17 protein-coding genes are annotated in these 20,323 nt (G+C 66.0%); 12 read left to right on the top strand and 5 right to left on the bottom strand.

The window, feature by feature from the left end:
* The first annotated feature begins 3 nt into the window (after positions 1 to 3).
* Positions 4 to 3,897, top strand: a complete 3,894-nt coding sequence (gene hrpA / locus AC5Y4D_RS03005) for an ATP-dependent RNA helicase HrpA (protein WP_500036315.1) — start codon at positions 4 to 6, stop codon at positions 3,895 to 3,897.
* A gap of 17 nt (positions 3,898 to 3,914) precedes the next feature.
* Here the strand turns inward: hrpA and AC5Y4D_RS03000 are convergent, their stop codons facing one another.
* The gene (locus tag AC5Y4D_RS03000) at positions 3,915 to 4,994 is read right to left on the bottom strand and encodes a YihY/virulence factor BrkB family protein (RefSeq protein WP_500036314.1); all 1,080 of its coding nucleotides are present in this window, start codon (positions 4,992 to 4,994) and stop codon (positions 3,915 to 3,917) included.
* A 107-nt stretch (positions 4,995 to 5,101) separates the two neighbouring features.
* Between AC5Y4D_RS03000 and zwf the strand changes: the two genes are divergently transcribed.
* Genes zwf through AC5Y4D_RS02985 form a run of 3 tightly spaced genes read left to right on the top strand, consistent with a single transcriptional unit; the run spans position 5,102 to position 9,031 of the window.
* A complete protein-coding gene (gene zwf / locus AC5Y4D_RS02995) occupies positions 5,102 to 6,613 on the top strand; it encodes a glucose-6-phosphate dehydrogenase (protein ID WP_500036313.1) in 1,512 nt (503 codons plus the stop codon).
* A 4-nt stretch (positions 6,614 to 6,617) separates the two neighbouring features.
* The gene (locus tag AC5Y4D_RS02990; protein ID WP_500036312.1) at positions 6,618 to 7,757 is read left to right on the top strand and encodes a M42 family metallopeptidase; all 1,140 of its coding nucleotides are present in this window, start codon (positions 6,618 to 6,620) and stop codon (positions 7,755 to 7,757) included.
* A gap of 38 nt (positions 7,758 to 7,795) precedes the next feature.
* Positions 7,796 to 9,031, top strand: a complete 1,236-nt coding sequence (locus AC5Y4D_RS02985; protein ID WP_500036311.1) for an osmoprotectant NAGGN system M42 family peptidase — start codon at positions 7,796 to 7,798, stop codon at positions 9,029 to 9,031.
* Between the two features lie 16 nt (positions 9,032 to 9,047).
* Here AC5Y4D_RS02985 and AC5Y4D_RS02980 read toward each other — a convergent pair whose 3' ends face one another.
* From AC5Y4D_RS02980 to AC5Y4D_RS02970, 3 genes are read right to left on the bottom strand one after another with little or no spacing between them, the layout of a single operon-like run.
* Entirely contained in the window at positions 9,048 to 9,893 is an 846-nt protein-coding gene (locus tag AC5Y4D_RS02980) for an aldo/keto reductase (protein WP_500036310.1), read from the bottom strand.
* A gap of 48 nt (positions 9,894 to 9,941) precedes the next feature.
* Positions 9,942 to 10,865, bottom strand: a complete 924-nt coding sequence (locus AC5Y4D_RS02975) for a class I SAM-dependent methyltransferase (RefSeq protein WP_500036309.1) — start codon at positions 10,863 to 10,865, stop codon at positions 9,942 to 9,944.
* Positions 10,866 to 10,922: 57 nt separating this feature from the next.
* Positions 10,923 to 11,876 (bottom strand): GGDEF domain-containing protein, encoded by a 954-nt coding sequence (locus tag AC5Y4D_RS02970; RefSeq protein WP_500036308.1) that lies wholly within the window; start codon positions 11,874 to 11,876, stop codon positions 10,923 to 10,925.
* A gap of 127 nt (positions 11,877 to 12,003) precedes the next feature.
* Between AC5Y4D_RS02970 and AC5Y4D_RS02965 the strand changes: the two genes are divergently transcribed.
* Both AC5Y4D_RS02965 and AC5Y4D_RS02960 read left to right on the top strand, forming a co-directional pair.
* Positions 12,004 to 12,264, top strand: a complete 261-nt coding sequence (locus AC5Y4D_RS02965) for a type II toxin-antitoxin system Phd/YefM family antitoxin (RefSeq protein ID WP_500036307.1) — start codon at positions 12,004 to 12,006, stop codon at positions 12,262 to 12,264.
* The gene (locus tag AC5Y4D_RS02960) at positions 12,261 to 12,659 is read left to right on the top strand and encodes a type II toxin-antitoxin system VapC family toxin (protein WP_500036306.1); all 399 of its coding nucleotides are present in this window, start codon (positions 12,261 to 12,263) and stop codon (positions 12,657 to 12,659) included. Before AC5Y4D_RS02965 ends, AC5Y4D_RS02960 begins: the two co-directional genes overlap by 4 nt.
* A gap of 200 nt (positions 12,660 to 12,859) precedes the next feature.
* Here the strand turns inward: AC5Y4D_RS02960 and AC5Y4D_RS02955 are convergent, their stop codons facing one another.
* Positions 12,860 to 13,423 carry an FKBP-type peptidyl-prolyl cis-trans isomerase gene (locus tag AC5Y4D_RS02955; RefSeq protein ID WP_500036305.1) on the bottom strand — a complete coding sequence of 188 codons (564 nt, stop codon included), beginning with the start codon at positions 13,421 to 13,423 and terminating at the stop codon, positions 12,860 to 12,862.
* Between the two features lie 134 nt (positions 13,424 to 13,557).
* Here AC5Y4D_RS02955 and AC5Y4D_RS02950 point away from each other — a divergent pair, with 134 nt between their 5' ends.
* From AC5Y4D_RS02950 to AC5Y4D_RS02925, 6 genes are all read left to right on the top strand, one after another.
* Positions 13,558 to 13,905, top strand: coding sequence for a type II toxin-antitoxin system Phd/YefM family antitoxin (locus tag AC5Y4D_RS02950; RefSeq protein WP_500036304.1), 348 nt, complete (start codon positions 13,558 to 13,560; stop codon positions 13,903 to 13,905).
* Positions 13,906 to 13,918: 13 nt separating this feature from the next.
* Complete coding sequence (locus AC5Y4D_RS02945) at positions 13,919 to 14,551, top strand: ATPase (RefSeq protein ID WP_500036303.1); 633 nt, start codon at positions 13,919 to 13,921, stop codon at positions 14,549 to 14,551.
* Positions 14,552 to 14,768: 217 nt separating this feature from the next.
* Positions 14,769 to 19,031 (top strand): patatin-like protein, encoded by a 4,263-nt coding sequence (locus AC5Y4D_RS02940; protein WP_500036302.1) that lies wholly within the window; start codon positions 14,769 to 14,771, stop codon positions 19,029 to 19,031.
* Between the two features lie 324 nt (positions 19,032 to 19,355).
* On the top strand, positions 19,356 to 19,592 hold the full coding sequence (locus AC5Y4D_RS02935; RefSeq protein ID WP_500036301.1) for a YlcI/YnfO family protein: 237 nt from the start codon (positions 19,356 to 19,358) through the stop codon (positions 19,590 to 19,592).
* Positions 19,589 to 19,888 (top strand): type II toxin-antitoxin system PemK/MazF family toxin, encoded by a 300-nt coding sequence (locus tag AC5Y4D_RS02930; RefSeq protein ID WP_500036300.1) that lies wholly within the window; start codon positions 19,589 to 19,591, stop codon positions 19,886 to 19,888. The genes AC5Y4D_RS02935 and AC5Y4D_RS02930 overlap by 4 nt, the downstream gene beginning before the upstream one ends.
* Before the next feature lie 85 nt (positions 19,889 to 19,973).
* On the top strand, positions 19,974 to 20,207 hold the full coding sequence (locus AC5Y4D_RS02925) for a hypothetical protein (protein ID WP_500036299.1): 234 nt from the start codon (positions 19,974 to 19,976) through the stop codon (positions 20,205 to 20,207).
* Positions 20,208 to 20,323: the final 116 nt, after the last annotated feature.

Genomic DNA, 20,323 nt, shown 5'->3' with positions numbered 1-20,323 from the left:
GGAGTGGCCGACCCGACCCCCGCGGAGCTACGCAGCCGCCTCGACGAGCTGACGATCCGCGACGCGACACGGCTGCGCCGGCGGCTGCGCAACCTGCGCGGCGCCAAGCCCGAGACGCTGCACCGCCTCGCCGACCAGGTCGCCGCCGCCGAAGCCCTGGTCGCGGCCCGGCGGGCTGCGGTCCCGGTCATCACCTATCCCGACCTGCCGATCGCCGACCGACGGCAGGAGATCGCCGAGGCGATCCGTCAACACCAAGTGGTCGTGGTGGCCGGGGAGACCGGCTCGGGCAAGACCACCCAGCTGCCCAAGATCTGTCTCGACCTCGGCCGCGGCGTCCGCGGAACCATCGGGCACACCCAGCCCCGGCGGCTGGCCGCCCGCACCGTCGCGCAGCGCATCGCCGACGAACTGCACAGCCCGCTCGGCGACACCGTCGGCTACAGCGTGCGGTTCACCGACCAGGTCAGCGACCGCACCCTGGTCAAGCTGATGACCGACGGCATCCTGCTCGCCGAGATCCAGCGCGACCGTCGCCTGCTGCGCTACGACACCCTCATCCTCGACGAGGCCCACGAACGCAGCCTCAACGTCGACTTCCTGCTCGGATACCTCCGTGAACTGCTGCCGCGCCGACCCGATTTGAAGGTGATCGTCACGTCGGCCACCATCGAACCGCAACGCTTCGCAGCGCACTTCGGTGGCGCGCCGATCATCGAGGTGTCCGGGCGCAGCTACCCGGTCGAGGTTCGGTACCGCCCGCTGGAAGTTCCCATTTCCGTTGGCGCCGAGGATGATCCGGACGACCCCGACCAGGAGATCGTGCGCACCGAGACCCGGGACGAGGTCGAGGCCATCGTCGACGCCGTGCACGAACTGGCCGCCGAACCAGCCGGTGACATCCTGGTGTTCCTGTCCGGCGAACGTGAAATCCGTGACACCGCAGAGGCTTTGCGAGAGCTTCGGCACACCGAGGTGCTGCCGCTGTATGCCCGGCTGCCGACCGCCGAACAACAGAAGGTGTTCGCGCCGCACACCGGCCGTCGGGTCGTGCTGGCCACCAACGTCGCCGAAACCTCGCTGACCGTGCCCGGGATCCGCTACGTCGTCGACCCGGGCAACGCCCGCATCTCGCGCTACAGCCGCCGGCTGAAAGTGCAGCGGTTGCCGATCGAGCCGATCTCGCAGGCCTCCGCGGCGCAACGCGCCGGCCGGTGCGGTCGGGTGGCGCCCGGCGTGTGCATCCGCCTCTACTCCGAGCCGGATTTCGAGACCCGGCCCCGCTACACCGAACCGGAGATACTGCGCACCAACCTCGCCGCGGTGCTGCTACAGATGGCGGCCCTGCAGCTCGGCGATGTCGAGAACTTCCCGTTTCTCGACCCACCGGATCGGCGCAGCGTCCGCGACGGCGTGCAGCTGCTGCAGGAGCTGGGTGCCTTCGATCAGCAGGGCGCGATCACCGACCTGGGCCGGCGGCTGGCGCGGCTGCCCGTCGACCCGCGGCTGGGCCGGATGATTCTGCAGGCCGACACCGAGGGGTGCGTGCGGGAGGTGCTGGTGCTGGCCGCGGCGCTGACCATTCCCGATCCGCGGGAACGACCCGCCGACCGCGAGGAGGCCGCCCGCCAGAAACACGCCCGGTTCGCCGACGAGCATTCGGACTTCCTGGCCTACCTCAACCTGTGGAGCTATCTCGGCGAGCAACGAAAGTCTTTGTCCGGCAATGGGTTCCGACGGATGTGCCGGGACGAGTTCCTGCATTACCTGCGGATCCGGGAATGGCAGGATCTCGTCGGGCAGCTGCGCAGCATCGCCCGTGACCTGGGTATCACCGAATCCGACGAGCCCGCCGACCCCGGCCGGATCCATGCGGCGCTGCTGTCCGGGTTGCTGTCGCATGTGGGGATGCGCCGGGAGGACGGGCGCGAGTACCTGGGCGCGCGCAATGCGCGGTTCGTCCTGGCGCCCGGCTCGGTGCTCAGCAGGCGACCACCGCGCTGGGTGGTGGTGGCCGAGCTGGTCGAGACCAGTCGCCTCTACGGGCGGACCGCCGCGCGCATCCAGCCCGAGATCGTGGAACGGGTCGCGGGGGAATTGGTGCAGCGCACCTACAGCGAGCCGCACTGGGACGCCACGCGCGGGGAGGTGCTGGCCTACGAGCGGGTGACGCTGTACGGCCTGCCGCTGGCCGCGCGCCGCCGTGTCGGATACGCCCGGGTCGAGCCGGCGGTGGCCCGGGAGCTGTTCATCCGGCACGCACTGGTCGAGGGCGACTGGCACACCCGCCACCGCTTCTTCGCCGACAATGCCCGGCTGCGGGCCGAACTCGAGGAGTTGGAGGCACGCGCCCGGCGCCGCGACCTGCTGGTCGGCGACGAGGAGGTCTACGCCCTGTATGACGCCCGCATCCCCGCCGACGTCGTCTCGACCCGGCACTTCGACGGGTGGTGGAAGAAGCAGCGCCACCGCACCCCGGACCTGCTCACCTTCACCCGCGACGAACTGCTGCGCAGCAACGACGACGTCGACCGGCCGGACACCTGGCGCACCGGCGATGCCATCTTGCCCTTGACGTACCGGTTCGAGCCCGGCGCCGCCGACGACGGCGTCACGGTGCACGTGCCCATCGACGTATTGGCGCGCCTGGGCGGCGACGAGTTCGCCTGGCAGGTACCGGCGTTGCGTGAGGAACTCGTCACCGCCCTGATCCGCTCACTGCCAAAAGATCTGCGGCGCAACTTTGTTCCGGCGCCCGACACGGCGCGTGCGGTGCTCGCCGACATCGACCCCGTCGGCGAGCCACTGCTGGTCGCGCTGCAGCGCGAATTGCGCCGCCGCACCGGGGTTTTGGTGCCGGTCGACGCCTTCGACCTGGATGCGCTGCCCGCGCACCTGCGGGTGACGTTCGCCGTCGAGGCCGCCGACGGCACCGAGGTGGCCCGCGGCAAGGATCTGCCGGCGTTGCAGGACGAGTTGGCGGCGCCCGCGCGGCAAGCCGTCGCCCACGCCGTGGCCGGCGACCTGGAACGGACCGGGCTACGCACCTGGCCCGACGACCTGGACGAACTGCCCCGGGTGGTCGAGCGCACGGTCGACGGTCGGACCGTACGTGGCTATCCCGCCTTCGTCGACGCCGGCACCGCCGTCGATCTGCGGGTTTTCGCGACGGCCGGCGAGCAGCATTGCGCGATGGCCGCCGGCCTGCGTCGGCTGTTGCGACTCAGCGCGCCGTCGCCAGCCAAAACCGTTGAGCGGCAACTGGATCCGCGGACCAGGTTGGCGCTGGGCAGCAATCCCGACGGTTCGTTGCGCGCGTTGCTCGACGACTGCGCCGACGCCGCGACGGACACGCTGTGCAAGCAGCCGGTCTGGACGCACGACGAATTCGCGGCGCTGCGCGACCGGCTGGCGCAGACCCTGCCCGCCGCGACCCTGGACGTCGTGCGGCGGGTGGAGCAGGTGTTGGCTGCCGCGCGGGAGGTCGAGCTGTTGTTGCCCGCACATCCGCCGTCGGCTCAGGCCGAGGCGATCTCCGATGTGCGAACACAGCTCGATCGGCTGCTGGCACCGGGGTTCGTCACGGCCACCGGGGTCGAACACCTAGACGATCTGAAGCGCTACCTGACCGCGATCGGGCGCCGCCTGGACAGGTTGCCGCACGCCATCCAGGCCGATCGGGAACGGATGCAACGGGTGCACGCCGTGCAGAGGGCCTACCAGGATCTGCTGCAGGAACTGGCATCGGCCCGGGCCCGGGGAGCCGACGTCGGTGACATCGCCCGCCAGATCGAGGAATTGCGGGTGAGTCTGTGGGCTCAGCAGCTCGGCACCCCGCGGCCGGTCAGCGAACAGCGCATCCTGCGGGCGATCGACAGCGTGCGTGATCGGCTCTGACGCCGCTGCCGATGCCGCTACTCGCGTCGGCCCCGGGTGCGGCGCAACCAGCGGCCGCGCTTGATGTCCTTCTTTTCGGTGGCTTCGTTCTTCTCCACGACGCGGGTGTCTTTGGGGGGCAACTGCAGTTCCCGCTCGGCCGGGATGCCGGCTTGCAGCTCTCGTCCCCGCTCGAGTTCGGCGTCGAGCTCGGCGCCGAACAACAGCGCGACGTTGGTGATGTACAGCCACAGCAGGAACACGATGACACCGCCCAGCGCCCCGTAGGTCTTGTTGTAGCTGCCGAAATTGGTGACGTAGAACCCGAAGCCGACCGAGGCGATCGCCCACGCCACGATCGCGACCGCCGCCCCGATGCTCAGCCAGCGAAACTTCGGCTGCCGCACGTTGGGACTGACGTAGTACAGGATCGCCACCGCCAGCGAGACGCACACCAGGATCAGCGGCCACTTGGCGACCGTCCAGGCGGTCTGCGCCGCCTCACCCAAGCCGATCGCGTCGCCGACAGCGTCGGTGACCGGTCCGCTGACCACCAGCATCAACGCCACCGCGGCGACCAGCGCGACGCCGGCCAGGGTGAGCCCGGCCTGCAGCGGGCGCAGCTTCCAGATTGGCCGTCCCTCGGCCACCTCGTAGATGCGGTTCATCGCCCGCCCGAACGCCCCGACGTAACCCGAGGCCGTCCACAACGCCGCCAGTGTGCTGACGATCAGCGCGAAGCCGGCCGACGGGTTGTCCACGATCTGCTGGACCGGCTCGCGCAGCATGTCGACCGCGGAGGCCGGCACGAGACCGGCGGCCGCATCGAGCAGCGCGTTGGTGGTACTGCGGCCCTGCCCGAACACGCCGAGTAGCGAAACCATCACCAGCAGTGCCGGAAACAGCGAGAGCACCGCGTAGTACGTCAGCGCCGCGGCCAGGTCGGTGCATTGGTCGTCGACGAATTCGTGCGCCGTCTTTCGCAGCACGTACAACCACGACGCCTGGGTGAGGTCGTGCGGAGATTCCGGCTTGCTGGGGTCGTCGGGGTCGGGTGCCCGGTTCTTCTCCTCGGTGCGCTCGGAGCCCATCTCGGGGTCGGTTTCGGTGTGGGCCATACTCGTTCGTTCCCCGCAGCCGCTGGATCCACACCGCCGAAATCTCGATGAGATTGATCCGGCGGGGATGGGTGCGTACACGGCGCAGCGATGGAAGTATCGCCAGAGTGGCCACCAAGAAACCGCAGACGATCTCCTATCCGGCGCCGGGGTCCCGCCCGCGCCGCAACGACTCCGACCCGCTCGAGCCCCATGTCATCGTCCTGTTCGGTGCGACCGGGGATCTGGCGAAGCGCAAATTGCTGTCCGGCCTGGCCTACCTGGATCAGTCCGAGCTCGCGCCCGACATCCACATCATCGCGACGTCACTGGAAGACCTCACCGACGACGAGTTCCGGGAACTCGCCAAGGAAGCAATCGACAACTACGGCACCCACAAGCTGACCGACGAGCAGTGGGAGGACTTCTCCAAGATCCTCACCTACGTCCCGCAAGACGCCGGACCGGAGGCGTTGGCAGCCGCCGTCGCGAAAGCCGAAAAGGAACTCGGACCGAACACCCGACGGCTGCACTACCTGTCCGTGCCGCCCAAGGCCGCCCGCCCCGTGATAACGATGCTGCGCGACGCCGATCTGGTCGAGCGCTCGCGGGTGGTGATGGAGAAACCGTTCGGAACCGACCTGGCCAGCGCGGTCTCCCTCAACGACTTCCTGCACGAAACGTTCGAGGAATCGCAGATTTTCCGTATCGACCACTTCCTGGGCAAGGAAGCCGCGCAGAACATCCTGGCGTTCCGGTTCGCGAACGGGCTGTTCGAACCGATCTGGAACCGCAACTTCATCGACCACATCCAAATCGATATCCCCGAAGAACTCGGACTCGACCAGCGGGCCAATTTCTACGAGCAAACCGGCGCCTACAAAGACATGGTCGTCACTCACCTGTTCCAGGTAATGGCGTTCGTGGTGATGGAGCCGCCGACGGCGCTCGAGCCACGCGCCATCAGCGAAGAGAAGAACAAGGTGTTCCGCTCGATGCTGCCGGTCAATACGTCCCATGTGGTGCGCGGTCAATACGCCGGCTACCGCAAAGAGGACGGAGTGGCCAAGGATTCCGACACCGAGACGTTCATCGCGCTGAAGGTAGGCATCGACAACTGGCGTTGGGCCGGCGTGCCGATCTATCTGCGGACCGGCAAGAAAATGGCCGAAGGCATCCGCGTCATCTCGGTCGCGTTCAAAGAGGCACCGCGGACCATGTTCCCGCCCGGATCGGGCGTAGGCACCCAGGGCCCGGACCACCTGACCTTCGACCTCGCCGACAACTCGAAGGTCTCGCTGTCCTTCTACGGGAAGCGGCCGGGCCCGGGAATGAAGCTCGACAAGATGTCGATGCAATTCTCCACCCAGGAGATCGACGCCGTCGCCGACGTGCTCGAAGCGTACGAGAGGTTGATCCTCGACGCGATGCGTGGCGACCACACGCTGTTCAACACCGCCGAGGGCATCGAGTCGTTGTGGGAGCGTTCCCAGGATCTCCTGGACGACCCGCCGCCGGTCAAGATGTACCAGCCGGGTACGTGGGGCCCCAACGCCATCCACCAGTTGATCGCGCCGAATGCGTGGCGGCTGCCATTCGAGCGGGAATGGCGCGAGAAGAAATCCGCGCAGGGGGACTAGGCCCGTGCACCCCGACAGCGACTCGACCGACGACCTCCTGCAGGAACTGTTGTGGACCTACGGGCCATGCGGTCAGGAAGACGAAGTGCGGACGGTCTGTGCCCGCGAACTGCGCCCGTTCGTCGACGACATGTGGACCGACGCCGCCGGCAATCTGATCGGTTACATCGCCGCCGGGGATGATCCCGACGGCGACGCCCTGGCCCAGGGCCGTCACCGCTGGAACCCGGCGACCGGACCGGGATCCGGGACGAAAGTCATGGCGCACATGGACGAACTGTCCATGCTGGTCAAGCGCGTCGAATCGGACGGCACGCTGCATCTGACGCAGTTGGGGACGATGTATCCGGGCAATTTCGGTCTCGGACCGGTTGCCGTGCTCGGCGACCGGGAGACGTTCACCGCGGTGCTCACCCTCGGCTCCGAGCACACCACCAAGGAAAGCCAGCGCATCTGGGAGACCAAACCCGACCAGGGTGATCGGGCACTGGACTGGCAACACGTCTACGTCTTCACCGGACGCAGCCAGCAGGAGCTCGAGGAGGCCGGGGTGCACCCGGGGACCCGCATCTGCGTGGACCGGACCAAGCGGACGCTGGTCGAACTCGGCGACTACATCGGCTGCTATTTCCTCGACGATCGCGCCGCGATCACCGCGTTGCTGCGCGCGGCGCGGCTCCTTCATGCTGCCGGGCGGCGGCCGGCCGAGGACGTCTACCTGGTCTTCACCACCAACGAAGAAATCGGCGGCGTGGGCGGCTCCTACGCCAGTGCCTCGCTGCCCGGCACGCTCGCCCTCGCCTTGGAAGTCGGCCCCACCGAGCAGGAGTACGGGACCAGCGTCGCGGGCGGCCCGATCGTCGGCTACAACGATGCATTGTGCGTCTACGACAAGGACGTCGCCGACCGGCTGATGAAGATCGCCGCCGAGCAGGGACTCGAGCCCCAGGCCGCGGCCCTCGGCGCCTTCGAATCCGACGCCTCCCACGCCAAGGCCAACGGCCTGACGCCGCGCGCGGGCCTGCTGTGCCTGCCCACGTTGAGCACGCACGGTTTCGAAGTCATCGCGCGCAACGCGATCGACGAGATGGCGGCGATCGTCGTCGAGTTCCTCACCGAACAGCATCCCGAGGCCACCCGCTAGGTTGAACACGAGTCCGAACAACCTGGAAGGGAGGCGGCGTGGGCCAAGAAGCGGCCATGTCGGAAGCCGATCGCGCCTGGATGATCGATACGCTGCTGGCGCTTGTGCAGACACCGAGCCCGTCGGGACGTACCGACGCGGTGATGCAGCTGATCGGTGACATCCTCGACGAGTTCGGCGTGCCCTTCTCGCTGACCCGCCGCGGGGCGTTGACCGCCGAACTCGCAGGAAAGTCCAAGACCACCGACCGGGCGTTGGTGGTGCACGCCGACACCATCGGGTGCATGGTGCGCAACCTCAAGGACAACGGCCGCCTCGAGCTGGTCCCGGTAGGCACCTTCTCGGCACGGTTCGCCGCCGGCGCCCGGGTGCGTATCTTCATCGACGATCCCGACGAGTTCATCACCGGCACGGTGATGCCGCTGAAGGCGAGTGGGCACGCGTTCGGCGACGAGATCGACACCCAGCCCACCGACTGGGAGCACGTCGAGGTCCGCATCGACCGCAAGGTGTCCTCGCGGGAAGACCTGGTCCGTCTCGGCCTGAACGTCGGCGACTTCGTCGCGTTGATCGCCAGCCCAGAGCTCACCGCCGACGGCTTCATCGTGTCCCGGCACCTGGACGGCAAAGCGGGCGTGGCGGTGGCGCTCGCGCTGGCCAAGAACTTCGCCGAGAACAAGCTGGTGCTGCCGCACCGGACCACGATCATGGTCACCATCACCGAGGAAGTCGGGCACGGCGCCAGCCACGGGTTGCCCGCCGACGTCGCCGAGCTCATCTCCGTGGACAACGCAGTGTGCGCGCCCGGCCAGCACTCCCGCGAGGACGGGGTGACCATCCCGATGGCCGACATGCACGGCCCGTTCGACTATCACCTGACGCGCAAGCTGTGCCGGCTCGCCGAGCGATGCGAGATACCTTTCGCGCGGGATGTGTTCCGCTACTACCGGTCCGACGCCGCCGCGGCGATCGAGGCGGGCGCGGGTACCCGGGCCGCGCTGGTCGGCTTCGGACTCGACGGCAGCCACGGCTGGGAACGCACCCACATGGACTCCTTGGAAGCGGTGTACAACCTGCTACACGCCTGGCTGCAGACACCGCTGACGTTCGCCCGTTGGGACGCCAAGCCGTCGGGCAAGCTGCGTGACTTTCCGTCGTCGAACCAGCCGGCGCCGAGTGAGCAGTGGGTGCCGCTGTCGCGCGGGGAGCACGCCGAACCCGGTGACGCATCGCCGGGCACGCACTGGCCACCTTCAGTGGGTCCACAGGCGTGAGGTCCCGTGGGTCCGATCAGTCGGGGATGTAGTCGAACTCGTCGGGATGGGCTCCGGTGCGGCCATCCTCACCGCGGTCCAGTCCGCTGATCACCGTCATGTCGTCCCCGGACAGCTCGAAGTCGAAGATCTCGTAATTGGCCTTCATCCGTTCGGGATTCACCGACTTCGGGAACACGATGTCGCCGCGCTGGATGTGCCAGCGCAGCACCACCTGCGCAGGTGTCTTGCCCAGCGATTCGGCGACCCCGACCACCGCCGGGTCGTCGAGGACCTTGCCCTGGGCGATCGGCGACCACGCCTCGGTCGCGATCTCGTGCTGCAAGTTGTACGCGCGCACCTGGTCGTTGGTGAAGTAGGGGTGTACTTCGATCTGGTTGACCGCGGGCACGATCGCTGAGGCCGACAGCTGATCCAAGTGGTCTGGCTGGAAGTTCGAGACGCCGATGCTGCGGGCGCGCCCGTCTCGGGCGAACTCCTCGAGCGTGGTCCAGGTGGCGAGAAAGTCGCCGTCGTAGAGCGTCGGCAGCGGCCAGTGGATGAGGAAGAGGTCGATGTAGTCGAACCCCAGTGCCGTCAACGTCTCATCGAAGGCGCGCCGCGCGTCGTCGGGCCGGTGGAATCCGTTGTTGAGTTTGCTGGTGACGAAGACCTGGCTGCGGTCCATACCCGCGTCTCGAATCCCTTGTCCCACTTCCTTTTCGTTGCCGTACATCTGCGCGGTGTCGATGTGGCGGTAGCCCAACTCCAGCGCGGAACGAACGGCGGCGGCCGTTTCGTCGGGCTCGATCTGAAAGACCCCGAGACCCAGTTGCGGGATCAGGTTCCCGTCGTTGAGGGTGATTGACGGGACGTCGGTCATGTACTCATTCCTCCTCGTTGCGGTTGTGGACTGGATGCCCACTTCCCGTCAACTTAATTCGGCGCTGAGGTAACCGACCGCCTGGCGAAATTCAGTCAGGATCTCATTGTCCGGCACCACGAAGCCGTAGTCGGCGTAGACCTGCTCGGTGGAATGCCGGGTGACTGTCCAGCCGGTGGACGCCAGATGTTCAGCGGCTTGACGCCGGGGTCCCAGCCACACCAGCTCGGCGACGTCGATGTCGAGTCCGTGCTTGCGCCAGCTGCTGCGCATCGCGCGGGCACGTTCGTCGGTGAACACGCTCATGTCTTTGATGTTCTCGGTCGCTAACCGGCTACCGGGGGCGCTCAGCGCGGTGATGTTGTCCAGCAGCCGGTCCTGAGCTTCGGGCGGCAGGTAGGGGAGTAGCCCCTCGGCGATCCAGGCGGTGGGCCGGGCAATGTCGAAGTGGTTGTCGCGCAGCGCCTTTGGCCAGTCCTCCCGGAGGTCGATCCCGACGGGACGGCGTTCGGTCGCCGGTTCGGCGCCCAGCCGGGCGAGGGTCACGTCCTTGAAGGTGATGACGTCGGGCTGATCCACTTCGAAGACCACCGTGCCGGCCGGCCACGGCAGTCGGTAGGCCCTGGCGTCGAGCCCGGCGGCCAGAATCACCGCCTGACGGATGCCGGCGGTCGTCGCTGCGGCGAAGAAGTCGTCGAAGAACCTCGTCCGGACGGTCATCTGCTCGCGGCGCTGCTGATAGGTCATCGGCATGTCGGCGTCGTCGAGCGGAATCTCCCCGTCCAGCATGCGAATGAAGAAGGGATGCCCGACCGCGCGCACCAGCGGCTCGGCGAAGCGGTCGTCGAGCAGCGGTTCCGGAGGGGTGGAGGCCAGTGCCCGCGCCGCCGCCACCATCGTCGCGGTAGCCCCGACGCTGGAGGCGAGGTCCCAGCTGTCCCCGTCGGTGCGTGCTGAACCAAATGACGACATCCGCGTACTCCGTTCCGCCGGGACGATGCGATCCTTCGCCAGCCTAACCGTCGTCGATCAGTCGGCGGGCAGACCGCGGGAGCGCTTGGCCGCATACATGTGCTCGTCCGCCAGACGCAACAGGTCTTGCTCGCCGGTGGCGATCCCGGCGCTGAAACCGACCTGGCCCTCGACCTCGGACCAGCGGCGGCGCAGCCGTTCGACGACTTGTTCGGCCTGGGCGCGGTCGGCGCCGACGAGCATCAGTAGGAATTCGTCGCCGCCGATCCGAAAGATGATGTCCTCCTTGCGGACTGACCAGCGCAACGCATCGGCGAAGGCGACCAGCAGTTCGTCGCCGGCCTCATGGCCGTGGCGGTCGTTGTAGCGCTTGAAGTTGTCGAGGTCGAGCAGCACGACCGCCGATTCGGCGGCGTGCATCGACAACCGTGGTCCCAGCGTGCTGCGGTCGAGCAGTTGGGTGAGGGCGTCGGTCTGCGCGATCTTGCGCAGCAGCGCACTCTGCCGCTCCAACCGGTCGATGAGCCAGGCCGGGACTTCGGCGACCAGGACCCACATGATCGCGGGCGGCACCGCGGCCGGTAGCGCGCCGGGGAAGTCCCTGGCGCCGCCCACCAGGAACGCCGCGACTCCCAGCGGCACCAGGGTCAGCGACTGCCAGCGGGGGCGGGTCAGCCCGATGTAGGCGAACGCGATCGTGATGGTGCCGGGGAAGTCCCGGGTGGCGTGCGGATCGATCCACCCGGCCAGCACGGTGACGACGAGTCCTCCCACCGGCCACGCCAGCAGCAGGTCGCGCCGCCGTTCCCAGCCGCGAAGCCAGCCGACCACCGCGCCGCATACGCCCAACACCGCGGCTCCGGCCAGCAGCCAGTGCAGTCGGGTTTCTCCCTTGGCAGCCTCGACGTGCGCTGCCGCCACAGCGTAGATACCGAGCATGCACAGATATCCCGCCACACCGATCGCATGCCAGCGTCGCGTTGTGGGTGGAGGGTCCACGTGCCAGGACACGAGCCAAGAATAGGGTTGCGGCGGCTTATCTCGGCGACGACTTCGACTACGCCGTCGGGACGTGCGGGTGATCCAGCTACCGGGATAGCCGCAAGGCTACTTTCTACAGATGTGCTACGTTCGTAGCATGTCAGAAGTGGCATCCCGTGAACTCCGCAACGACACCGCAGGTTTGTTGCGGCGGGTTCAGGGCGGCGAAGACATCACTGTGACCGTCAACGGAAAAGCCGTCGCGATGCTGACCGCGGTGCGGCCGACTCGGCGCCGGTGGTTGAGCCGGGCCGAACTGCTCCAGCGTCTTGAATACGCACAAGCGGATCCTGCACTGCGCCAACAGCTCTCCGAACTTGCCGGCGACACGACCGATGACCTCGGGCCCCTACAATGACATCCGCAGGCGTGCTCGACACATCCGTATTCATCGCGAAGGAGAGCGGTCGCCGACTGGATGTGTCACAAATCCCCGACGAGGTGGCGACAACCGTGGTCACTCTGGCCGAACTCAATCTCGGCGTGCTTGCGGCGGACTCGTCCGATGTCCGAGCGCAACGGCTGCAAACGTTGGATGCGGTCGCTGACCTGGTCGCTTTGCCCGTAGATGACAGCGCAGCGCGGATGCGGGCGCGGCTTCGCATTCATTTGGCCGAAACGGGCCGGCGGGTCCGCGTCAACGATCTGTGGATCGCGGCCATCGCCGCTTCGCGCGGGTTAGCGGTAGTGACCCAGGACGATGATTTCGACGCGCTCGAAGGTGCTGCCGGTCTGACGGTTCTTCACGTCTAGGGTTCGATTCCCTCGATCACATCGCAGCCCCGCATCGCGCACAGGTGACAGGGCACGGCACACAGCACACCACCACCGTGCAGATCCATGACGACGAGGGCGGGTTCGGGGTATTCACCATCCAGGAGCTTTCATCGGACCAGAAAAGACAGGTCGTTATACGTTGACCCGTGACGGCGAAACCACCCGTCTAACCCGGCTCAGCCCGCGGCGGCGAGGATCTTGAGCACGAAGATGAGCGAGTCGCCCGGCCGGATTCCTGCGCTGGGCTGACCTTCGGGATAACCGTCGGCGGGCGTCGCGGCGACGGCCACTGTGGACCCGACTTTCTGTCCGCTGATGGCCTTCTGGAAGCCGGGGATGACCCCGAGGAGCGAGAAGCTGGCCGGGGCACCGCGCTCGTAGCTGCTGTCGAACACCGAGCCGTCGCGTCCGTTGACGCCCTGGTAGCAGACGGAGACCCGCGCCGTAGCCGGTACCACCGGCCCGTCCCCGGCCTGCAAGGTGTGGACCTGGGTTTGGGACACGCTGAACGGCGCCGTCACCGTCACCCGCGGCGCGGCCGCATCCGTCGGACCGACGACCGCGATGCTGCCGGTAGTCCCCGAAAGCGTCCAGTCGGTTGCCGCGCCGGCCGGTGGTGCCGCGGTGGGGCAGGTGCCGGCGGCGGACGCTACGCCTGATCCGGCAAGGGTGGCGCCGGCGAAGACGGCGGATGCGAGCGCGACGGAGGAACATACCCGGGAGAATTTCACGGCCGCCACGCTACAGCCACCTCGAGGCCTCGCTCGCCGCGAGTCCGCCCGGTGGCGCAAGCTGGGAAGCCGCAGTAGATTGGACTAATCGCACAAATTAGACAAAACAGTTAGAATGGACGTAACCGAGGGGAGTGAGCGCCATGTCTACGGTCGCCTTCCGTAACCGCGACGGCAAGCTGGTCGATGTACCCACGGTGACTGCCAGTCACCTCCGAAATGCCTTCGGCGCCGTCTTTGAAGAGGCCGCCACCCGTGGGGCAGTGGTGATCACCAAGCACGACACCCCGCGGGCGGTGTTGGTGTCGTTCGCCGAATTCGAGGCGTTGACCGCTTCGGCGACCCCCGTCCTCGATGGCCTCAGTGCGCGGTTCGACGAATTGTTGTCAGCGATGCAGACCTCCGAAGCCAAAGCCGGGGTTGCTGCGGCGTTCGACGCCACACCCGAGGAGCTCGGGGCTGCTGCGGTGAAAGCCGCCCGACGGCGGTGACCCGGCACCGCTCATGGCCCCAGCACGCATCAGCGTAGTAGCGGGCGTCAACGGCGCCGGCAAGAGCAGCATCGTCGGCGCGACCATCCGCGACAACGGCGGTGAGTACTACAACCCCGACGAAGCCGCACGGGAGATCATGGCGGCCAATGCCGGACTGAGCCAGACCGAGGCTAATGCCGCGGCGTGGGAACAGGGCCGAATGTTGTTGCAACGGGCGATCGATGACGGTCTCGACTTCGTGTTCGAGACCACACTCGGCGGCAACACGATAACGGCACTGCTGGCCGAAGCCGCCAAGCGCGGCATAGAGATTCACGTCTTCTATGTCGGGCTCGCCAGCCCGGATATGCATATCGCACGGGTAGGGCAGCGGGTCCGCGCCGGCGGGCATGACATTTCCGACGCCGACATTCGCCGGCGGTACCGGCACAGCATGATCAATCTTGTGACGTTGCTGCCGGTGCTGACCGAGTTGCGGGTGTACGACAACTCGATCACTGCCGACCCCGCCAAGGGGCAGCCACCGCGTCCGGTCTTGGTGCTGCACTGGAAGGAGCGCCGGATAGTCGGTCCCCCCGACTTGACCTCTACGCCAGATTGGGCCAAACCCGTCGTCGCGGCCGCGCTGGAACTCACCAACTGATCAAAGTCTCGAATCCGGGATCATCAACGTTGGGTGCCCGGGCACCACCAAACCGGTTGTGCGGCAGCGGACAAGGCCGCCGATCCGTCGCGATCGCCACCCGCAGCCGTCGGCGAATCTCGCCCAGCACAACGAAACAGCGGTGCAGGGCGTCTCACCAGTGACACACTCTAGTGATGGGCTGTCTGTCGTGCCCATCGACCGCGAGGAGGGCGCGATGACCGAGAAAACCTCGGCGGCAGCGACGCCGAAATCTCCGATAGAGAAGACCGATCCGGAAATCCAACGCGAATTGCGGCTGGCCGTCACGATGAACGGCGGCGTCAGCCTGGCGGTCTATATCGGTGGTGTCGCACACGAATTCAACAGATTCACCCGAGGCGCCGCAGGATATCGCGCACTGCTGTCGAAGTTCGGTTACGCGTCGAAGGGCCCGACCGACGAGCCGTCTGATGTGTTACCCATCATCGACGTCATCACAGGCACCTCAGCCGGCGGGATCAACGCCGCGGCGCTCGCCCTTGCCCAAGCCAACGTCAACGGCGATCTGGATGTGTTGAAAGGGCTGTGGATTCAGCACGGGCAGATCGGGGACCTGATGAGGGAGCCCTTTCACGCCGGTCCGGCATCCATCTTGCGCGGTGACGACTTCTTCTACCCGCAGATCCGCGCGGCCTTCAAACGACTGATCGACGGCTACCAACGAGCCCCCAAGATAGTCGAGGACTCTGAGGACTCCGCCGCACCTCCCGCAAGCCAACGACGTTTGCGTCCAGTGGATTTGACGATTCCTGCCACACTGCTGACCCCCATCCAAACCTTCTCGGTCGATGATCTGGGAACCGGCATGGTGCAGCCCCAACATGCGGGTCTCTTCTATTTTCGCGGCAGCAACCGAAGTGTTCCCGACGACGGTCCACCGGCAGACGCCTTCTCGGACGGACCGGCAAAGAGGGACGGACGAAACGTCAAGGACGACAGCGACGAGCGGCGCGAAATCGATGTAACCGTCGAAGCTCTCGCGCTGGCGGCGCGCGCCTCCGCGGGCTTCCCGGCGGCCTTCGAGCCGACCTTTGTTCCCGTGCGATACGACGGCACCACCGACGACAACCGGCCGGACATGGGGTATTACGCGGATTGGGCAGTCACCGGAAAGCAAGAGGACGACACACGAGATCTGTCACGTTTTGCCGTTGACGGGGGAGTACTCGCCAACACGCCGACCCGCCCCGCGCTGTCGGCGATTCGCCGACAAACAGTCACCAAGACAATGGTGCGCCGGGTCCTCGTCCTCGTCCATCCACACGCCGAATACGCCAGCGACATCGACAACATCGGTGATGATCCAGGCAAACCACCCACGCTCGCAGGCACTCTCACGAAGGTCCTGAGCGCCTCCGGATCTGTTGGCTCCCGCACCTACGTCGAGGAGATCCGGCAACACAATGACCTCGCGCTGCGGTGGCGCGACGGCCGAGAAGCCGCGATGGTGCAGTTCACCTCCGACACGCTGGCCGACTTCATCGGTGAGACCGACGACGGGTGCCCGTCCTGGCAGCTGTTCCGTCGCATGCGAATGCGGCGCGCCGCGTACGTCATGGCCCAGCAGATACGCGAAGATTTCGCAACGCCTTTCGCCAAGTTGATGCAGTACGCCGCCGAAGTCTTGCAGGACGCTGATGACAGCAACGCGGCTGGCTTGCCATTCCTGCCCAAGACGCCACCCAGCCCCGAGGACTTCGATTCGAACTCGAAGGAATGGCGGTGGGGACTGCAGTTGGCGGTCGGCGTCGCGACCCAAGCGACCGATGTGCTGCGCCAGCTGATCAACTCACTAAAGGACATTCCGGTCCCCCAGGAAGCCCGCACCGCCGTAAAGACCGCAGCTTATGAGGCGTGGGAGACAGCGGTGAACGTCGGCATCGAGCTCGATCAGATCGGGGAGGAACAAGACCGGGAAAGACGCTCCAAAGCGGCCGCCGCCCGACAGTGCCGGATAGCGGCTGCCAGGCAACGCGCGTCCGTCGACAGTCCGCCACACGAAGAGGAGCAAGAGAGCAACAGAATCCGCAGATGCCTTCGCCAAAACCTGGCCGACTACGCCATCAAGATGCTGTCTACCAGCGATGCGACCAACACCGCAGAGACCTCAGACGGCGAACGAACGATAAAGGCATTGCGCCGTATCGCTTTTTCCTTTGTCACGGTCGTCACCGCTCTTCAGGCAGCACTCGCCGCGCCGAACTCAGGTGCCACTCACCGTGACGGTACGTCGCAGGAGGTTCCGCGAAACAGGACCGCATCACTGCTGGAGCCGCACAATCCGCTGCGCAACGTCACCGACGAAGCCGAGCTTCTGAAGCGGATGGTCCAAATCGAGATCGTGGCCTATCTCACCGCCGAACAGGACGTCAACGACGCGTCGGTGCCCACTGCGCCAATCGAATTCGTCCAGTTGAGTGCGCAGATCCAGCAACACTTCGCGCCCCGCTTCACCTCCGACGACAAACTAGCCGGGATGTCCCTGAACCGGTTCGGCGCGTTCCTGAAGCGGGCATGGCGCGCCAACGACTGGATCTGGGGTCGGCTCGACGCGGCCAAGATACTGATGCTCATCATCTTGACGCCCGAGATGATTCGAGGACTGAATGACCGCAACAGCGAGGCCGCCGGGCAAAACGGTAGCACCGAACAGATTGTCGACGATATAGCCGAGCGGGCGTTTGCGAACCATGAGCTCTATGTCGCCCTCGCGAAACCCACACCTGCCAACGAGGCGCCAAGCAAGCTCGGGCAATTGCGTACGGACGCGATCACGGACGTGAAACGGGCCCTCGCCGGCAGTGACGAGCCGATGGTCAATCTCGCCAGCCTTGCCGCGTACGGTTTCCAAATCGCAACAGCCGCAGAGGATGTCCCGTGGCTGGCCACGACGATTCTCGACGATCGCGAAGATGGGGCGACCGGGGCAGAGACCGCCGAATTCATCAATCAGTTTGATTCCCTTCACCGAGACGGTGACGGCGGCCGACCGCCTGACGGTTATCGGTTGCTCACGCTGTTTGCCGACTCGCGCATCGGACAGGAAGCTCTTGCCGGTCAGATGCCGAGCGATCTGATGATTCGTACCACCGCGACCGCGGCCGCCACTGCGGTGACAGCACTGAGCTCCGAGAGGTCCGGATTGGGTTTCGCCGCGCCGGTGACCAGGGTGGCTCGTGGCCTCATCGCTCTGCCGTATTGGACGCTGACGAGTTTGTCCAGTCGAAGCCCCGTCGCCAGAACTCTGGCCACCTTGATGTTGGCACTCGGCGTGACTTTGACTGCGCTGTCGCTGCTTACGGATCTGCCAGGCTTTGTGGGCAAGCTGGTGCCGACCGTCGGGATCACGGCGCTTCTCACACTTCTGGTGTTCGCCACGTTGCGGACGCGCTCGTTGGTACACGGGGCGGCGTTACTCGGCCTGTACATTCCACTGATCGCCTACGCGACAGCCGGTGCCACGCAGCCTACGAACGCCAAGGCCCCGGGCGAAGCAAGTGTCGGAGTGATTTGTCTGGTGTTGCTGGTGGCATCGGTGGTGGTGGTCGCCAACTTTGCCCCGAACACGCGATCGCCAATTGCTACTCTCAACAAGTTGTTTCGCGCGTCACGGTCATGGATACGCGCTCGCAAGGCCGTGCTGGTGCGCACACTGCTGATCTTTGTCGCCGGTGGGGCGGCGGCACTGCTGTTTTACGTCTGGCTGAGGCAGCCGATCCTGGATCTCTACCACCGGTGCCCGTGGGCTCAGGGTCTGGTTGCGTGGCTGGGACGCAACCTCAGCAGCAGTCCGGTGTCCGGCGACTTTTGTTCTCTCGCAATCGTTCCGGTGGTTGGCGCGGCTCTGTACGGAGGCGTTGCGGCGTATCTCATCTCGAAGCGGTTCCGTCCGTCAGCACCGGCCGGTTCTGTCACGCGGCTAGCCGACCCGGCCGGTCTGGCGACAGCATGGTCGCCGGTGTACGGGTCCTTCTACCTCCTGGCGGGTGTCACATTGGTACCCCTTTTGGGTATGGGCGTACGCAATTGGGTGCAGACCGCGGCAATCGTCTCGACCGTCTTCGGGCTGGTTTTCTGCGTGGTCGCGGTACATCTGATTCCGATCCTGCGCGAGCGACGACTTGTACGACGACTCGCGACACATTTCGGACCGCGCGGCAATCCTTACGACGATGCTGAGTTCATCAGCGCGCTAGCGACTGTCGGAGAGTTCTCCAATTACTTGCTGGGCGTCAAGACGGATCAGAGGGCCGACACGACGCCCGTCGGGGCCGACACGCTGCCCGTCGGCCCCACAATCCGACCGTCCGTTTTGTCAAAGCACGGCAAGCGGGTGCAGAAGCGCGTTTGCCGTTCCGTCGAAAGCCAACGGCGGCAACGCAATCCAACCGGGTCGCTAGCCGCCGGCCGGGCTGGCAAGCAGTCCAAGGAACTCTGAGCCGCCGAGCGGGGAGCGGTTATCGGAAGCCGGCGGCGGTGTTGGCGGAGCTCCGCCCGCTGCCGCGATCCAGCGCAGGCTCAGCCGAACTCATTCGTCGCCGCAAGAATCTCCCACAGGTGAGACCAGACGCGCTCCGATGCGCCATCGACGATCTGACCGACTCGTCGCTGGGACCAACAGCTCCGAGCCGGGGGATCCTGACACCTCAACGGTGATCCTCCTCGGGCGGATATCCGACGCATCCGAGAAAACGTCGGCCGGCAAGCGTCCACGCGTCAATCAGTGGTAGCGTCTCGCATCCCACATCGGTACCATAGCGCGATGAGCAAACAGATCGCCGTTCGGCTCCCGGACGAGGTCGTCGATTTCATTGACAGGGAAGTGGACCAGCGGCACGTCGAGAGCCGTGCATCGTTTGTACTCAAAGCGCTCGAACGTGAGCGACGCCGGCTTATCGCCGCCCGCGATGCGGCGATTCTGGCCACCCGGACCACGGCCGACGATGACTTCGATGCGCTCGCTGCTCATACCTCTACCTTCGAGTTGGATATCGATTGAGGCCAATTCACCTCGCCCAACTCGATAAGGCTCGGCCGGTTCTGATCCTCACTCGGGAACTCGTGCGGCCTCACCTGACCAGAGTCACCGTGGCACCGATCACCGGAACAGCTCGCGGCCTGTCGACCGAAGTTCCAGTAGGTGTGCGTAACGGGCTCGAGAAAGATTCCGTCGTCAGCGTCGACAACATTGTCACGATCCCGGTTACGGCCCTGGGCCGCCAGATCGGGTTCTTTCTTCCTGATCAAGAGGAATCGCTGACATCGGCGATTCAGCACGCCTTCGATCTGGACTGACAAGCAGGGGCCGTGGCGAATTCGCTTGCCGCGCAGCTTCCTGCCGATGCGCCGACTGTCATACAAAACGTCGTACGCTGTTGCTGTGGCTGACACGATTTCCTTCCGGCCGGACGACGACACATCCAAGGCGCTGGAGGTCTTGACCAAAGATGGCACGGCCGTGTCCGCGGCCGTTCGATCTGCCCTCATCGAGGCGGCACGACGGAAAGCCGCCGCGGCGATTCGCGCCGAGGCGCAAAGTCTTGCCGAAGACGAGTCCGATCGCGCTGAGGCAATGCAGGTGCTGCGCGATATGGAGACGCTGCGTGCGTGGTGAGGTCTTTCCGTTGCATGCCCCACGGGGGAGTCGCGGTCACGAGCTGTCGGGTTCCCGCTGTTGACGACGGTCGAAAACTAGGCCAGAAGCGACGGTGAAAAGTAGGCCACGTGGTC

The sequence above is a fragment of the Mycobacterium sp. NGS67 genome (assembly GCF_059812185.1).
Note: the sequence above shows the minus strand (reverse complement) of the source record. Positions and strands in the feature narration are given on the sequence as shown.

What these genes read in the sequence shown, in the direction of transcription:
- AC5Y4D_RS03000 (WP_500036314.1), bottom strand. Translation starts at nt 4,994, where the DNA reads ATGGCCCACACCGAAACCGACCCCGAGATGGGCTCCGAGCGCACCGAG.
- AC5Y4D_RS02980 (WP_500036310.1), bottom strand. Translation starts at nt 9,893, where the DNA reads ATGACCGACGTCCCGTCAATCACCCTCAACGACGGGAACCTGATCCCG.
- AC5Y4D_RS02975 (WP_500036309.1), bottom strand. Translation starts at nt 10,865, where the DNA reads ATGTCGTCATTTGGTTCAGCACGCACCGACGGGGACAGCTGGGACCTC.
- AC5Y4D_RS02965 (WP_500036307.1), top strand. Translation starts at nt 12,004, where the DNA reads ATGTCAGAAGTGGCATCCCGTGAACTCCGCAACGACACCGCAGGTTTG.
- AC5Y4D_RS02960 (WP_500036306.1), top strand. Translation starts at nt 12,261, where the DNA reads ATGACATCCGCAGGCGTGCTCGACACATCCGTATTCATCGCGAAGGAG.
- AC5Y4D_RS02950 (WP_500036304.1), top strand. Translation starts at nt 13,558, where the DNA reads ATGTCTACGGTCGCCTTCCGTAACCGCGACGGCAAGCTGGTCGATGTA.
- AC5Y4D_RS02945 (WP_500036303.1), top strand. Translation starts at nt 13,919, where the DNA reads ATGGCCCCAGCACGCATCAGCGTAGTAGCGGGCGTCAACGGCGCCGGC.
- AC5Y4D_RS02940 (WP_500036302.1), top strand. Translation starts at nt 14,769, where the DNA reads ATGACCGAGAAAACCTCGGCGGCAGCGACGCCGAAATCTCCGATAGAG.
- AC5Y4D_RS02935 (WP_500036301.1), top strand. Translation starts at nt 19,356, where the DNA reads ATGAGCAAACAGATCGCCGTTCGGCTCCCGGACGAGGTCGTCGATTTC.